The organism is Cupriavidus sp. UBA2010 (assembly GCF_002335265.1).
In the GTDB taxonomy this organism is placed as follows: domain Bacteria; phylum Pseudomonadota; class Gammaproteobacteria; order Burkholderiales; family Burkholderiaceae; genus Cupriavidus; species Cupriavidus metallidurans.
In genome coordinates, this window is record NZ_DDCI01000032.1 from 185017 (window position 1) to 199727 (window position 14711).

Genomic DNA, 14711 nt, shown 5'->3' on the forward strand with positions numbered 1-14711 from the left:
ACCCGTGGACATGGTCGTGAACGTGTTGCGAAACAGGGGACGCTGGCGAGCGCCGCTGGCGGTAGCTGGGCTGGCATTCGCGGTAGGTGCTATCGCGTCGCTGGGCGTGCATGCGGTGCCGGGGGGCGCCATACTTGGCGGCGCCACGCTCGGCACGGTGCAGCGATGCGCCGCCTACTCGGGTTTGCCAGCCGGCTGGGGCAAGTCGCGGACGGCTGGCATGGCCCGGGTGACGGGTGGTGAGTTCGTGCCCGGCACCACGCTTGGCTATCCGGACGAGCGGCCAGCAGGAAAAGCGCGCGTCGGCAGTTTCTGGATCGACCGTACCGAGGTGACGGTGGCCCAGTTCGCGGCGTTCGTGCAGGCCACTGGCTACGTCACCGATGCCGAGCGCCAGGGCGCGGCGGTGGTCTTCCACAAGCCGACCGACGCAGAACTGGGTCAACGGCCCTACGCGTGGTGGACGATGGTGACGGGCGCCAACTGGCGGCATCCGGAAGGGCCGGACGCTGCCAATCCGCATGGCTACGATCACCGACGTGACAACCAGCCGGTGACGCTCGTCACGCAGGCGGACGCCAGGGCCTATGCGAACTGGCTCGGCCATGACCTGCCCGCGGAGGACGAATGGGAGTTCGCGGCCAAGGCGGGACGTAGCGATGCCGGACTGGAAACGGCACCGCAAACGGCCGAAGGAACGCCCACCGCCAACTACTGGCAGGGCGTGTTCCCGGTGCTCAATACCTCGCGCGATGGGTTTGCGGGGCTCGCGCCGGTGGGGTGCTACACGGCCAATGCGCTCGGCTTGTTCGACATGATCGCCAACGCCTGGGAGTGGACTGGCGACGCCTACACTGGCCCGCGCCAGTCGCACGCCAATGGCGATACGGCAGTGGTGGCGGCAGCGTCACGGCCGCGCAAGCCGGCCGCGACCAGTGTGATCAAGGGCGGATCGTTCCTGTGCGCGCCGGATTTCTGCGTGCGCTACCGTGCTTCGGCGCGCGAGTCTGCCGAAAGCGACCTGCCGACGTCGCATATCGGCTTCCGGACGGTGCTGCGCGATGGCTGAGAAGACTTACCTCCACCGTCGCGGCGTGCTGACGGCGCTGCTGGCGATGGCATTGCCATCGCCAGGATCCGCCACGGCGGCATCCGGTTCTGTCCAGCCGCGCTACACCGTGCGTATCGGCGTGGTCGCGGAACCAGATAGCGAGTTGGTTGGCGCGGCCAGCGATGCAGCGTTGCGTGAAGGCGTGCGGTTGGAGACGGTGCGTTTTGCCAGCGTGGCGCAGGCCAATGCGGCGGTGACCGCGGGCCGGATCGAAGCAAACATCGCACAGGACGGGCCGTCGCTGGCCAGGGCCGGCAGCGGCCTGCTGCCCGTGGCCCATACCGTCACCTATCCGATGGGGTTGTATTCGCGCACGCTTTCCGATCTGCGAGGGTTGCCGCCTCGATCCGTTGTCGCGTTGCCTGCCGAATCGTCCGCGCAGGGGCGTGCCCTGCTTCTCTTGCAAGGCTACGGCCTGATCCGGATATCGTCCGATGCGGGACTGAGCCCGCGCACCACCGATATCGTCGAGAACCGACGCAAGCTGCGCTGGCGAGCCGTTGCGGAGGCGAGGCTTGCCGCCGCGCTCGACAACGCCGCGCTTGTGGCGCTTCCGTTTGCCACGGCATCGGCAGCAGGTCTCGCGCCCGCGCGCGACGCGCTCGGCATGGAGGACGCGCGCGTGCCCTTTGCCAATGTGCTCGCCATCCGCGCGCGTGATCGCGATGCGCCGTGGTTGGCGCCGACTGTGCGCGGCCTGCATTCCGAGCCCGTCAAGACGTTCATCCTGGCGCGCTTCAACGATTCGGTGCGTCGTCCGTGGTGAAGCTGGCCGATATCGCCGTGACGCACGAACGGACGTTTTCATTCCATTGCGGCGCGTGCGGCAAATGCTGCAACTCGTCGCCGCTCTTGACGATGGCCGAGTTATTCCGTCATCAGGACCGTTTTATCGGCTGCCTGTCGTTGCGGCGGGTGCGCCCGTCGCACCCTGAGGCCCGTAAGCTGGCGGCCATGCTTGGGCATGTCTTGCCCGGCGGTGACAGTCTCATGCTGGCGATTCAGGGTGTCGACTATCCATCGCTGGCCGCCTGTCCGGCACTTGGCAATGACAATCTCTGCACCATCCACGCCACGCGGCCAACCACTTGCGCCGTGGTGCCGCTCGATGCGTGGACACCCGATGCGCTGCAGTCGGCTGTGCTGGCCAGCCGGAGAAACGGTGCGGCCTATATCGGCGCGGACTGTATATCGGAAGGCATGCGCGATGGCTATCAGGAACTGGTGCGGCATGGGCGCATCACGTCGTCGGCCTACGCGGCAGCGCTGGCGCAACGGCGCGCCGCCGAAGCCGCGGAGAAGGCGGAGTGGGGCAATGCAGTGTTCCGGCTCCTGTTGCCGGAACTGCTGGCCGCGCCCGGCGGCATCGCCGCCCTGCCCGTGGAGGGATATCGCACGCTGGCGTTGGCACCGGTGTTAGCCGTGATCGCGGCGGGCTCCGAGCCGGATCGTCTGCGCTGCCTGGCGTTCATCGACGCGCAGGCCGCGCTGATTCGCCGCCACGTCGCGGCAGCCATCGCACGGAAACAGCCTGCCGACCGCACCGTCACCGCGATGTTGCGCGGCTTCGAGGCAGCGTTGCTGAGTCTCGCGGCCAGGTTGCGAGACGGGCAGGCCGTGACGATGGCTACTTGAGATAGCCCTCTGCCAATGCCACCCAGCAGGCGGCGCCTAGCGGAATTAGGGCATCGTTGAAGTCGTAGCCGTCGTTGTGCACCGAGCAACCTACCCACTCGCCCGTGCCGTTGCCAAGCACAAAATAGCAGCCGGGTACCTTCTCGAGCATCCAGGCAAAGTCCTCGCTGCCCATCTGCGTCGAGGGCGGGACCTGGATGACCTTGTCATTACCGAGCACGCTGGCCACGGCTTCGCGCGCGATCGCCGCTTCTGCCGGCGTGTTCCGGATGGCCGGCACCAGATGCTGGTAGTCGATCTCGGCTTCGACGCCGGCCGACGCGGCCTGATGCGTGACCACGGCACGGATGCGTTCCTCCAGCAGCTTGCGGACCTCGGGCAACGTGGCACGCACACTTAGCTTGAGCGTGGCGGTCTCCGGGATGATGTTGTAGGTCGTGCCCGCCGCGATCTGGCCCACGCTGATCACGCCCGCATCCACCGGCGCCACGTTGCGCGCGATGATGCCTTGCAGGGCCACCACGGTGTGCGCCAACGCCAGCGTGGGGTCGGCAGCACGATTCGGAATCGCGCCATGCCCGCCCTTGCCGCGGAAGGTCACGGTCACGCGGTCCGACGATCCGCCCTGCGCGCCAGGCTGGACCACGGCCATGCCGACCGGCAGGCCCGGCGCATTGTGGAATGCGTAGATCGCGTCGCACGGAAAGCGCTCGAAGAGACCATCCTCCATCATCGACAGGGCGCCGGTCATGCCTTCCTCGTCCGGCTGGAAGATCAGGTTCAGCGTGCCATCGAAGTTGCGCGTGGCCGCGAGATACTCGGCAGCGGCCAGCAGCGTGGCCGTGTGCCCGTCATGCCCGCAGGCGTGCATACGGCCGGGTACTTCGCTGGCATAGGGCAAGCCGGTGCGTTCCTGCAGCGGGAGCGCATCCATGTCGGCCCGGATGCCGATGCGGCGCGGGCCGTTGCCAACCTTGAGCTGGGCCACGATGCCGTGGCCGCCAATCCCGGCATGAACGTCGTAGCCCCACTCGCGCAGCAGACCGGCCACCATGGCGGCGGTGCGCGGCACGTCGGCCCCGAGCTCCGGGTGCGCGTGGATACGATGGCGCAGCTCGGCAAAGCGGCTGGCTGCGGACGAGATGGCGGCGGGAATGGGTGTGGTCGTCATGATGAATGGGGCTGAGCGTTGTGGGGCAATCGTGGGCATCTTCGAGGCGGTGCTCAATCGCGGCCCGGATGGCTGGGGAACAGCAGAAGCGCAGTAAAGCTGATCAGCGACGCGCACAGCATGTATCCGACCGGCGCCATGCGGCTACCCGTGGTGGCAATCAGCCACGTGACCACCAGCGGCGCGAAGCCGCCAAAAACGGTCACGCCCACGCTGTACATGATCGACATACCGGTGGCGCGGTGATGGCGTGGCAGCGATTCCATCATCAGCGCCGATCCCGCGCCGCCGCCTACGGAACTCAACGTGACCGACAACGCGATGCAGGCCAGCGTCAACGGCAGCCCCGGGCCAGAAGACAGCAGCGCGAAGTTGGGCACCATCACGCTGATGGCGACAATGCTGTTGGCGATCAGCAGCGGCTTGCGGCGCGGCAAGCGGTCCGCGAGCAAGCCGAACAGCGGTGACATGACCAGCATCGTCAGACCTGCCACGCAGGCGCCCAGGAACGCGGTGACGGGCGGCATGTGCACGGTGTTGACCAGATAGGTCGGCATGTAGAACACCATGATGTACATCGACGACGTGCTGCTCGTCATCAGCAGCACGCCGAGAATCAGCGTGCGGCGATGCTCGCGCACCACCGTCATGAGGCCGGCGTGGGCGGTGTTCTCGGTCTGGGTCTCTTCCAGATGCCGGCGGATGTAGATGCCGACCGGGGCGATCAGCAGGCCGAGCATGAAGGGCACGCGCCAGCCCCATGACTGGAGCGCTTCGGGGCTCAGCAGCGCCGAGACCGCAGCGCCGGTCAGCGCGCCCAGCAATGCCGCAGCACCCTGGCTCGCGCCTTGCCAGCTCACCGCGAAGCAGCGCCGGTGCTTGCCAGTCGACTCCATCAGCAGCGCCGACGCGGCGCCAACCTCGCCGCCGGCGGACAGGCCCTGCAGCAGACGGCCCACCACCACCAGCGCAGTGGCGGTCACGCCGATGCTGGCGTAGGCCGGCGTGAAGGCCAGCAGCGCCGTGCCGGCGGTCATCAGGCCGATCGTCAGCGTCAGTGCGGCCTTGCGGCCCCGCCGGTCGGCCATGTTGCCGATGAGCACGGCGCCGAGTGGGCGCATCACGAAGCCGGCACCGAACGTCGCAAAGGAAAGCAGCAACGAGGCGAGCGGACTGCTGGCGGGAAAGAACAGCCGGCCGATGGTGGCGGCGAAGAAGCTGTAGACCGTGAAGTCGTAGATCTCCAGGCCATTGCCGATGGCGGCCGCGATGACGGCGCGGCGGCCCTGCGTGCGTGAAGCGGGCGCGACAACGCTGGCTGCGGCATCGCTGCCCAGCGAAACGGTGGCTTCGTTCATGAGGCTCCTCGTGGTGGTCCGTCCGGGCAGTCGCTGAATGGCTGCCCGTGTTCTTATGGGTTTCTGTTCGACCGGACGATCTTAGGGGCCTGGCACCCATGGCGCACGCAGCTTTTTTTCATGGGTATGAGCGTTGGTAATCACGGGGTGGCGTTAGTCCGCCGTGGGAAACTCCTGGCGCAAGGCGTCCAGCAGGGCATCGTGCAGCCGCGCCGCCGCCCAGGTGAGGGTGTGGCGGTCACGCGATACCAGCGCGATGGTGCGGTCCGGCATGGTCTCGTCGACGTCGATGAAGTCCATGGTTTCGACGAGATAGCGACTGCGGCGGGATTCCTCGGAGAGCAGCACCAGCAGGTCGCTCTGCCGGCACATCTCCAGCGCCAGGGTCATCGACGTGCATTCGACAACGCGCGACGGCAGCGTCATGCCGTTGATGGCAAAGAGCTGATGAAACGGCGTGCCGGTATCTGAGAGCGGATCGAGTACGAGCCACTCCGCCTCCAGCAAGGCGCCGAGCGAGCGCGTGTTGCGCAACGGATGATCCTTGCGGCCGGCAATCAACGTCGGCACGTGGCAAGCCTGGGCGCAGTCGAGGCCATGCGCGTTGGCCAGGGACTGGGACGTCAGCGCGAAGTCGATGGTGCCTTCGCGCAGGTGCTCAAGCATTTGCGCCGGCCGCATTTCCTGCACGCGTAACTGCGCGCTCGGGAAATCGCGCCGGAATGCCGTGATGCAGGCGCCCGCCGGGCGCAGCAGGGCGGTGACCGGCGTGACGGCGACGGTGATCTCGCTGACCACCGTGCCTTTCATGTCCTCGAGATCCTGGCGCGCGCGTCTGACGTTCTCGCTGATCAGGCGGGCATGGCCGACCAGTCGTTGCCCGTATGGTGTGAGTTGCACACCCTTGTTCGTGCGCACGAACAGCGCGGCGCCCACGCTGGCTTCCAGTTCCTTGATGGCCTTGCTCAGCGCTGGCTGGGTGACGTGGAGCAGGCGGGATGCCTCCTGCATGCTGCCCGTCTCGGAGACGGCGGCCAACGCGCGCAATTGATGGAGCTTCATGAGGGGTCTCCCCGGAACGACCCGCAATCCGCTTGCGGAAAGCCGCCATTCTAGGCGCGACGAGACTTCCTGCGTGTTTTCTGCCTGCCCAGAATGCCACCGGCCGGCGTTCCGCGAGGCGGAAGCCGGCCGGTGGTGTCAGACGCTATCCCGTGTTACTTGGCTGGCGTCTTGTCCAGCGTCTTCATCAGTTGCTCGACCGCCTGGTCGATACTGAAGCTCGCGGGACGCTGGCTCGGCGGATAGTCCTTGAACGTCTGAAGGAACGGAATCACGCGATAGACGCCGTACTGGACCATGTAGGCATTCTTCACCGTCCAGTCATAGTACTGGTCAGAGACAATGTCGGCACGCTCGTACGGATCCATGCGCAGATTGAACATCTTCGGCACCCGCAGGCACGTGAACGGATTGGCCCACACTTGCATACCACCTGGCTGACGCTGCTCGCAGAAAACGATCTTCCAGTCGTTGTAGCGATACGCGACCAGTTGCCCGTCATCGTTGAAGTAGTAGAAGTCCTGGCGCGGACCGCTATTGGTCTGCCCGGTCAGGTACGGCATGAAGTTATAGCCGTCCAGGTGCACCTTGAACGATTTGCCACCGAGGCTGGTGCCCTTGAGCAGTCGTTCCTTGATGTCGGTATCGCCCGCGGCCGCAAGCAGCGTGGGGAACCAGTCAAGGCCGGACATCATCGTCGTGGAGACCGTGCCCGGTTTGATGCGACCCGGCCACTTCACCAGCGCCGGCACGCGGAACGCGCCTTCCCAGTTGGTGTCCTTCTCGCTGCGGAACGGCGTGGTTGCCGCATCCGGCCAGCTGAACTGGTTCGGGCCATTGTCCGTCGTGTAGACCACGATGGTGTTGTCGGCAACCTTCAGGTCGTCGAGCGTCTTGAGCAGCTTGCCCACGTCGGCGTCATGCTCGAGCATGCCGTCCGCATACTCGTTGCCCGGCATGCCGGCCTGGCCACGCATCGACTCGCGCACATGGGTGAACATGTGCATGCGGGTGGTGTTCATCCATACGAAGAACGGCTTGTCGGCCTTGACCTGCTTCTCCATGAAGCCGATGGCTGCGGCCGTGGTCTCGTCGTCGATGGTCTCCATGCGCTTGCGCGTCAGCGGGCCGGTGTCTTCCACCTTGCCGTCGGAGAACGAGTGGATCACGCCACGCGGGGAATTCGCCTTCACGAAGGCCGCATCGTTCTTCGGATAGTACGGACGCTCCGGTTCCTCTTCGGCGTTCAGGTGATACAGGTTGCCGTAGAACTCGTCGAAGCCGTGCGCGGTCGGCAGGTATTCGTTGCGATCGCCGAGGTGGTTCTTGCCGAACTGGCCGGTGGCATAGCCAAGCGGCTTCAGCGCTTCGGCAATGGTCGCGTTCTGCGCCTGCAGGCCCACGGTCGCGCCGGGGATGCCAACCTTCAGCAGGCCGGTACGCAAGCCGACTTCACCAGTGATGAAGGTAGAACGGCCAGCGGTACAGCTGTTCTCGCCGTAGTAGTCGGTCATCATCATGCCCTCGCGGGCGATGCGATCGATGTTCGGGGTGCGGTAGCCAACCACGCCATGGCTGTAGGCGCTGATGTTGGTCTGGCCAATGTCGTCACCGAAGATCACCAGGATGTTCGGCTTCTTGCCGGAGTTGGCCACCGGCGGCAGTGCCGGCGCGGAAGCTGCCGACTCCGGCGCATTCGCGGCGACAGGGGGATTCTCGCGGGCGGCCGGCGGCGCAGCGGGCGCTTCGGCGGAAGATTGCGCGGCCGGTGCTTGCGCTGCCGGTGTCTTGGGCTCTTCCTGCTTGCCGCAACCCGCCAATGTTAGTACGGCAGCGGCAATGGCAAGCGTTGCCAGTCCCCCGATTCTTGTCTTTCTCATTTCAGCTCGCCTCATGAAAGTGCCTCCGGTGCAAATTGCAATGGCGCATAAGTCTCGTGAAGTATCGCTGCTGAGTGAGATCAACGGAATTCAGTTTATTGAAGGTGTGAAGTGAATTGTTTATGAAACGCTCGGATACTGATTTCGCAGACAGGGATGTCCGAAGCGGGCGGTATGGCAGGTCGATTTCCCCCCGGGGATAGCCGTCGCACGGGTTCTGCCTGTGGGAAAACGCGAGAGCGCAAACGGTCCGCGCGCCAGTCACTTTCAATGCAGTATTTGATTAAGTCAAAGATAAATAGCGCAATTTGCCAAATTGACTGGATGGCGGTTCTGCACGCGCCGTGATGACAGCAGGCGCCAATCGACCTGCGCGGGTGCCGTGCGCGGGGGGCCGCCACCCGGCTCCTGGAAGAGGGCCGGGTGCCGGTTTAGCGGTTCAGTGGGTGGCGGTGCCAGACGGCATCAAGGCGTCACGATATTGAACTGCGGGTCGAACTTGTCCAGCATTCCCATCCATGACTTCAGCACGGCCGGATCGCCGTCCACCTTGGCGCGCCCGGCCGAGAGTTCCGCGGGCAGCGTGGTCTGGCCGAGCAGCGAGCCGATCAGCGCGCTGCGCGACATCGTCAACGTGGCACCGGCGTCGTCGAACTGGCGTTCCGGCTTGTAAAGGAAGACACCGTTTTCCACCGACAGCGCATAGCGCTTGCCAGTATCTGGTTGCACCCAGTTGAACTTCAGGTCGTGGCCGGCGGCACGCTCGCCATTGAGACGCACGGCCAGGAAGTCCAGGAACATCGTGTCGGTCATGGCCCCGATCATGTCCGGGCTGGCAGTCTGGGTGCCCTGCAGCTTGGGCACCCCATTGCGCAACTCGTAGGCGCCCACCAGATAGGCACTGCGCCAGCTTGCGGCCTCGGTCTGGTAGCCGAGCTGTTCAAGCGCATCGGCCTCGAGCTTGCGGGCCGCCTGGTTTGACGGATCGGCGTAGACCACATGCTTGACCACCTGCGCCACCCAGCGGTAATCGCCCTGGGCGTACGACTTGCTGGCCTGCGCGAGGATCTTGTCGGCGCCGCCCATGTACTGCACGTAGCGTTGCGCGGATTCCTCCGGTGGCAGCGGGTGCAGGTCGGCCGGGTCACCGCTGTACCAGCCGAGGTACCGCTGGTAGACGGCCTTGGCGTTGTGGTTCACCGTGCCGTAGTAGTCGCGCAGGTCCCACTGGCTGGCCAGCGACGGCGGCAGCTTCACGCGCTCGCCTACCTCGGTCATCGTGTAGCCCTGGTTGGCCAGGCGCAGTGTCTGGTCGTGGATGAACTTGTAGGCGTCGCGCTGCCGCGAGAGGAAGCCGGTAATGTTCTGCTGGCCCCACTTTGGCCAGTGGTGCTGCGCGAAGATGACGTCGGTGCGGTTGCCGTAGCGGTCGATGGTTTCGTCAAGCGCGCGCCACCACTGGTTGGCGTCGCGCACCTGGGCGCCGCGGATGGTGTAGAGGTTGTGCAGGTTATGCGTGGCGTCCTCCGCCGCGCACAGTGCCCGCCACTGCGGGAAGTACATCAGCATCTCGGCCGGCGCCTCGGAGCCGGGAGCCATCTGAAATTCGATCCGCACGCCGTCGATCGTCCGGGTTTCGCCGGTCTTGCCGATCAGGTCGGTGGGCGGGATCAGCGTGATCGTGCCGAGCGAAACGGTCTTGCCGAGGCCGGCGTCCACCTGCCCCTGCGGGCCCTTCGGCAGCAGGGCGCCGTACATGTACTGCGCGCGGCGGCTCATGGCATTGCCGGCGAAGATGTTCTCGCTGATGGCTTCTTCCATGAAGCCTTCGGGCGCGTAGATCTTCACCTTGCCCGCCTTGACGTCGTCTTGGCTGACCACGCCCTTCACGCCGCCGAAGTGGTCCACGTGGCTGTGCGAGTAGATCACCGCGATAATGGGCTTCTTCGGGCGGTACTTGTAGTAGACGTCGATCGCCGCGCGGGCGGTTTCGGCGGTCAGAAGCGGATCGATCACGATAAGGCCGCTGTCGCCCTCGACGATGGTCATGTTCGAGAGGTCGAAGCCACGCACCTGATAGATGCGGTCGGTGACCTTGAACAGGCCGTGCTTCAGGTTGAGCTGCGCCTGGCGCCAGAGGCTCGGATTGACCGAGGCGGGCGAGGCATCGTCACGCAGGAAGGCATAGGCGTCGAGGTTCCAGACCACGCGACCATCGGCATTGCGGATCTCGCCACTGTCGAGCGACCCGACCCATCCGCGTTGGGCATCCTCGAAGTCCTGCCGGTTGGCGAAAGGCAGGCGCTTCAGTACGTCCGCATTGGCATCGCGTGTGGCGGCCGTTGCGTCGTTGGTGGCAATGGTCTCGGTGGGCGCGGCCATGGCGCTTATCGGGAACAGGCTGCCTGCCAGCAGGGAAATGGCCGCATGAATCGCGGCGGTCTTGCGTTGCATGGAGTCTCCTTCTCGGGCTCTTGTTTTGCGGGTTTGCTATTTGGCTTTGTGATGCGGCGTTGCGAAGCGCAGTCAGGCGGCCGCGCGGCCCTGCCAGTCTTCCGCGATCATCGCGGCACCCTTCTCGCCGATCATGATCGAGGGGGCATTCGTGTTGCCGCCGATCAGCGTCGGCATGATCGAGGCGTCGACCACGCGCAGTCGTTCCATGCCGCGCACGCGCAGGCGCTGGTCGACCACGGCCATGTCGTCGCTACCCATGCGGCAGCTGCCCACTGGGTGGTAGATGGTGTCGGTACGGCGGCGCAGCAGGTCGACGAGCTGGTCGTCGCTGCTCACCCCCTTCACGTACAGCTCGCGCCCGGCGTAGCGGGCCAGCGGCTGCGCATGCATGATCTCGCGCGAGAGCTTGTAGCCCTCGAGCAGCGTCGTCACGTCGTCGTCGTTGCTGAGGAAGTTCGGGTCGATACGCGGCGGCGCCAGCGGATTGGCCGAGTTCAGGCCGACCGTGCCGCGGCTCTTCGGACGCAGCACGCAGACGTGGCAGCTCATGCCGTGGCCCGCGTGGCGCGTGCGGTTGTGGTTGTCCACGATGCCGGTGACCCAGTGCAACTGCACGTCGGGGCGCGACAGCGTCGGATCGGTGCGCAGGAACGCGCCGGCCTCGCCGAAGTTGCTGGCCAGCAGACCCGTGTGTGACTTGCGGTACTCGAAGAACGCTTTCGTCATGGCCGCCACGCCTTGCAGCGACATGCCCATCAGCGACTTGTCGGGGCTCTTGAAGGGCAGGATGTAGTCGGGATGGTCGATCAGCCCCTTGCCGACGCCGGGCAGTGCGTGCTGGACGGCGATGCCGTGGGGGCGCAGGTCTGCTTCGTCTCCGATGCCCGAAAGCTGGAGCAGTTGGGGCGTGCCGAACGCGCCGGCCGCCACGATGGTCTCGCGGCGCGCGCGCAGTTCCACATCACGGCCTTTCACGCGGACCGTGACGCCTTCCGCCGTGTTGCCGCGCAGGATCAGCCGGGTGGCATGGCCGCCCGTCAGCACGGTGAGATTCGTGCGCTTGTCGCGCAGGGGATGCAGAAACGCCACCGATGCGCTGCAGCGCCGGCCATTGCGAATGGTCACGTGATAGTGGCCAACGCCTTCCTGCTCCGCGCCGTTGAAATCCGCATTGACGGCGTGCCCACTCTTGCGGCCGGCTTCGATGAACGCGTGCGTGGCCGGATGGGCGTCGAGCGCGCTCACGGTCAGCTCGCCGCCGGCGCCGTGATAGGTGTCGGCGCCGCCGAAGTAATCCTCGGAGCGCCGGAACCAGGGCAGCACATCGTCGTAGGACCAGCCGGGATTGCCCAGCGCCGCCCAGTCGTCGTAATCGGTGCGGTGGCCGCGGATGTAGATCATCGCGTTGATGGCGCTGCTGCCGCCAAGCGTCTTGCCGCGCGGCTGGTAGCCGAGACGGCCCTTCAGTCCTGGCTGCGGAACTGTCTCGAATGCCCAGTTGACGTGTCGGGTCGGCAGGATGCCGATGATGCCAGCCGGCGTATGGATCAGCGGAGAGCGATCGACGGGGCCGGCTTCGACCAGGCAGACGCGCACGGAAGGGTCGGCGCTCAGACGGTTGGCCAGCACGCAGCCAGCCGAACCCGCGCCAATGATGACGTAGTCGAAATCCATGATGTTGTTCTTGGGAGCTTGGGAATTAGTCTTGGGATGCCGTCACTGGCGAGGCTTCGGTTTGCACGGGAGGCGCTGCAGAGGGCCGGCCCAGGAACATCCGCAGCGTCAGACGCTGGATGAACGTGCCGTAGGGCGGATGAAACAATTCGATCGGGAACCACTTCCGCTCGGAGAACACGGCCTTGGCGTGCGATAGCTCGCGGAAGCCCTCGGCGCCGTGATAGTTGCCCATGCCGGACGTGCCGGTGCCACCGAACGGCAGATCGTGATTCAGCACGTGCCAGCCCCAGTCGTTCAGCGTGACGCCGCCCGCGTGCGTGCGTTGCAGCAGCGTGGTGGATTCGGCCTTGTCGTCGCCGAAGTAGTACATGGCGAGCGGTCGCGTGCCGCCGCGTACGTGCGTCACGACGTCCTCGAATTCGCGATAGGTGAAGACCGGCAGAATCGGGCCGAAGATTTCCTCGCGTGCGATGCGCATCCGGGGCGTTACGCCGAGTACCACGTGAAGCGGCAGGCGGCGTCCATCCTCGGGCATGGCCGCGCGCATGACCTGCGCGCCGTGGGCACGCGCGTCGTCGAGCAGATCGTTCATGCGCTGGCGGGCGCGGTCATGAATGATGCTTGCGTAGTCGTCGCGATCCGTGGGGAACAGCGCCGCGGATGCGTTCAGCACTTCCGTGGCAAAACGACCGGCGAGTGCCTCTGGCACCAGGGCGTAGTCCGGCGCCACGCAGATCTGACCGGCATTGACCGTCTTGCCGTGGGCGATACGCCGTGCCGCGGTTGCCAGGTTCGCGCTGGATGACACGATGGCAGGCGACTTGCCACCGAGTTCGAGCGTGACCGGCGTCAGGTGTTCGGCGGCGGCACGCATCACGTGGCGGCCGACCTCGGGCGAGCCCGTGAACACCAGATGATCGAACGGCAGGCCGGTGAACTGGCGTGCCACGTCGGCGTCGCCCTCGACGATGGCGACTTCGTCCTCGGTGAATGCCTCGGCAAGCAAGGCGCGTAGCGCGGCAGAGGTCCGGGGCGCGAACTCCGAGGTCTTGATCAGGCATCGGTTGCCTGCCGCCAGCGCGGTGGCCAGCGGCCCGAGCGCCAGATAGACGGGGAAGTTCCAGGGCACCACGATGCCAACCACGCCCTTGGGCTGATACACCACCTTGGCGCTGTTCCCGAGGAACAGCAGTTCGACACTTCTGCGCGACGGTCGCATCCACCGGCCTAGCCTGCCAAGCAGGTGGTTGATGTGCAGCACGGACGGCAGCACGTCGACCATCATCGTCTCGGCATGGGCGCGTCCGCCGAAGTCCCGGTCCGCCGCGTGCGCCAGGCTGCCGGCGTGCTTGCGAACCGCATCGCGCAAGCGCCGCAGGCCCTGCTTTCTGTCGGCCAGCGCCGGGTAGGGCGCGGCGGCAAAGGCCGACCGCTGGGCCTGGAACAGACGCTCGATCCCGTCACGCGTGGATTCTCTTGCTGTTTGTGGAGTATTGGGCACTAGAAACCCCTTAAAATTAAACTGAACAGTCAGTACAATTTTAAGTGTCGGAGTTGGGGCGGATCGGTGTCAAGGCAGGAAGGGGAAACCTAGGGCAAGTCCGGAGGACCGATATGACGCCGCTGCTACAATTTGCGGCACGCTGAATGGGTGAAGTCGATGAGTGCAAACGAGACGGGCGACGTTGTCGCCATTCCGAATGGGACAACGAAGTACCGCCGGGGCCTCGAGACCCGCAATCGCGTCATTGCGCTCACGAAGTCATTGATTTCCGAGCATGGCTATAGCGAAGTGACGCTCGACCAGATATCCGCCCAGGTCGGCGTGGCCAAGAGCAGCCTGCTTTGGCATTTCGGCAGCAAGGAAATGCTGCTTGCCGAGGCGGCGATCAGTCTGTTCCAGGAAATCGAGCTTGCGCTGCGTCCCGACGATCTGGAGGGAAGGCCGCTGGCCGAGCGCGTGGACGATATCTTTGACCGGGTGGCCGACTATTTCACGCGCAATCCGGAAACCAAGGGGGTGGTGATGGCGCTGCTGTTCTCCGCCAACACCCCGCAGTCCGTGCGCGAACATATCCGCGAAGGGTGGAACGGCCATGTCCGCGTGCTGGTGGAGGCGTTGGGCACGCCGGAGCGCCCGCTTTCTCCCGACATCGCCCGCCTGCTGGTGGCCATCTTCCACGGCGCGTACTGTCACTGGTACGCCAACGGTCGCACGCAGCCGATTGGCGACTACCTGCACCCGGCACGCGACCTGTTCCTGAACTGGATCTCGGCGGAGAACCCGTCGCCGCGTTGAGCGGGACGTCGCGTCGTGCTCGCCACCTTCGCGACCCTCGACATCGGCCCGGTCCCCGGCG

Annotated in this window: 11 protein-coding genes; 4 read left to right on the forward strand and 7 right to left on the reverse strand. The window is 65.6% G+C overall.

Features of this window, described 5'->3' with window-relative positions; genetic code table 11:
- The first annotated feature begins 10 nt into the window (after positions 1–10).
- From B2246_RS23340 to B2246_RS23350, 3 genes are read left to right on the forward strand one after another with little or no spacing between them, the layout of a single operon-like run.
- Complete coding sequence (locus B2246_RS23340) at positions 11–1069, forward strand: formylglycine-generating enzyme family protein (protein ID WP_286881146.1); 1059 nt, start codon at positions 11–13, stop codon at positions 1067–1069.
- On the forward strand, positions 1062–1877 hold the full coding sequence (locus B2246_RS23345) for a MetQ/NlpA family ABC transporter substrate-binding protein (RefSeq protein WP_286881145.1): 816 nt from the start codon (positions 1062–1064) through the stop codon (positions 1875–1877). The genes B2246_RS23340 and B2246_RS23345 overlap by 8 nt, the downstream gene beginning before the upstream one ends.
- Positions 1871–2746 carry a YkgJ family cysteine cluster protein gene (locus B2246_RS23350; RefSeq protein WP_286881144.1) on the forward strand — a complete coding sequence of 292 codons (876 nt, stop codon included), beginning with the start codon at positions 1871–1873 and terminating at the stop codon, positions 2744–2746. The genes B2246_RS23345 and B2246_RS23350 overlap by 7 nt, the downstream gene beginning before the upstream one ends.
- Here B2246_RS23350 and B2246_RS23355 read toward each other — a convergent pair.
- The 7 genes from B2246_RS23355 to B2246_RS23385 all read right to left on the reverse strand — a co-directional run bounded on the left by B2246_RS23355 (position 2739) and on the right by B2246_RS23385 (position 13852).
- Positions 2739–3917, reverse strand: a complete 1179-nt coding sequence (locus B2246_RS23355) for a M20 aminoacylase family protein (RefSeq protein ID WP_051705282.1) — start codon at positions 3915–3917, stop codon at positions 2739–2741. The genes B2246_RS23350 and B2246_RS23355 overlap by 8 nt on opposite strands.
- A 53-nt stretch (positions 3918–3970) precedes the next feature.
- Entirely contained in the window at positions 3971–5275 is a 1305-nt protein-coding gene (locus B2246_RS23360) for an MFS transporter (protein ID WP_008641329.1), read from the reverse strand.
- A gap of 153 nt (positions 5276–5428) precedes the next feature.
- Positions 5429–6337 (reverse strand): LysR substrate-binding domain-containing protein, encoded by a 909-nt coding sequence (locus B2246_RS23365; protein ID WP_008641330.1) that lies wholly within the window; start codon positions 6335–6337, stop codon positions 5429–5431.
- Between the two features lie 155 nt (positions 6338–6492).
- Positions 6493–8217, reverse strand: a complete 1725-nt coding sequence (locus tag B2246_RS23370; RefSeq protein ID WP_286881141.1) for an arylsulfatase — start codon at positions 8215–8217, stop codon at positions 6493–6495.
- A gap of 465 nt (positions 8218–8682) precedes the next feature.
- Entirely contained in the window at positions 8683–10671 is a 1989-nt protein-coding gene (locus tag B2246_RS23375; protein ID WP_286881140.1) for an alkyl/aryl-sulfatase, read from the reverse strand.
- Positions 10672–10743: 72 nt separating this feature from the next.
- A complete protein-coding gene (locus tag B2246_RS23380; RefSeq protein ID WP_286881139.1) occupies positions 10744–12348 on the reverse strand; it encodes a GMC family oxidoreductase in 1605 nt (534 codons plus the stop codon).
- A 25-nt stretch (positions 12349–12373) separates the two neighbouring features.
- On the reverse strand, positions 12374–13852 hold the full coding sequence (locus tag B2246_RS23385; protein WP_286881138.1) for a coniferyl aldehyde dehydrogenase: 1479 nt from the start codon (positions 13850–13852) through the stop codon (positions 12374–12376).
- A 159-nt stretch (positions 13853–14011) separates the two neighbouring features.
- Here B2246_RS23385 and B2246_RS23390 point away from each other — a divergent pair, with 159 nt between their 5' ends.
- Entirely contained in the window at positions 14012–14650 is a 639-nt protein-coding gene (locus B2246_RS23390) for a TetR/AcrR family transcriptional regulator (RefSeq protein WP_286881137.1), read from the forward strand.
- Positions 14651–14711: the final 61 nt, after the last annotated feature.

Bases quoted from the DNA above. Each gene is read 5' to 3' on its own strand.
- B2246_RS23340 (WP_286881146.1), top strand. From the start codon at position 11: ATGGTCGTGAACGTGTTGCGAAACAGGGGACGCTGGCGAGCGCCGCTG.
- B2246_RS23345 (WP_286881145.1), top strand. From the start codon at position 1,062: ATGGCTGAGAAGACTTACCTCCACCGTCGCGGCGTGCTGACGGCGCTG.
- B2246_RS23355 (WP_051705282.1), bottom strand. From the start codon at position 3,917: ATGACGACCACACCCATTCCCGCCGCCATCTCGTCCGCAGCCAGCCGC.
- B2246_RS23360 (WP_008641329.1), bottom strand. From the start codon at position 5,275: ATGAACGAAGCCACCGTTTCGCTGGGCAGCGATGCCGCAGCCAGCGTT.
- B2246_RS23365 (WP_008641330.1), bottom strand. From the start codon at position 6,337: ATGAAGCTCCATCAATTGCGCGCGTTGGCCGCCGTCTCCGAGACGGGC.
- B2246_RS23370 (WP_286881141.1), bottom strand. From the start codon at position 8,217: ATGAGAAAGACAAGAATCGGGGGACTGGCAACGCTTGCCATTGCCGCT.
- B2246_RS23375 (WP_286881140.1), bottom strand. From the start codon at position 10,671: ATGCAACGCAAGACCGCCGCGATTCATGCGGCCATTTCCCTGCTGGCA.
- B2246_RS23380 (WP_286881139.1), bottom strand. From the start codon at position 12,348: ATGGATTTCGACTACGTCATCATTGGCGCGGGTTCGGCTGGCTGCGTG.
- B2246_RS23390 (WP_286881137.1), top strand. From the start codon at position 14,012: ATGAGTGCAAACGAGACGGGCGACGTTGTCGCCATTCCGAATGGGACA.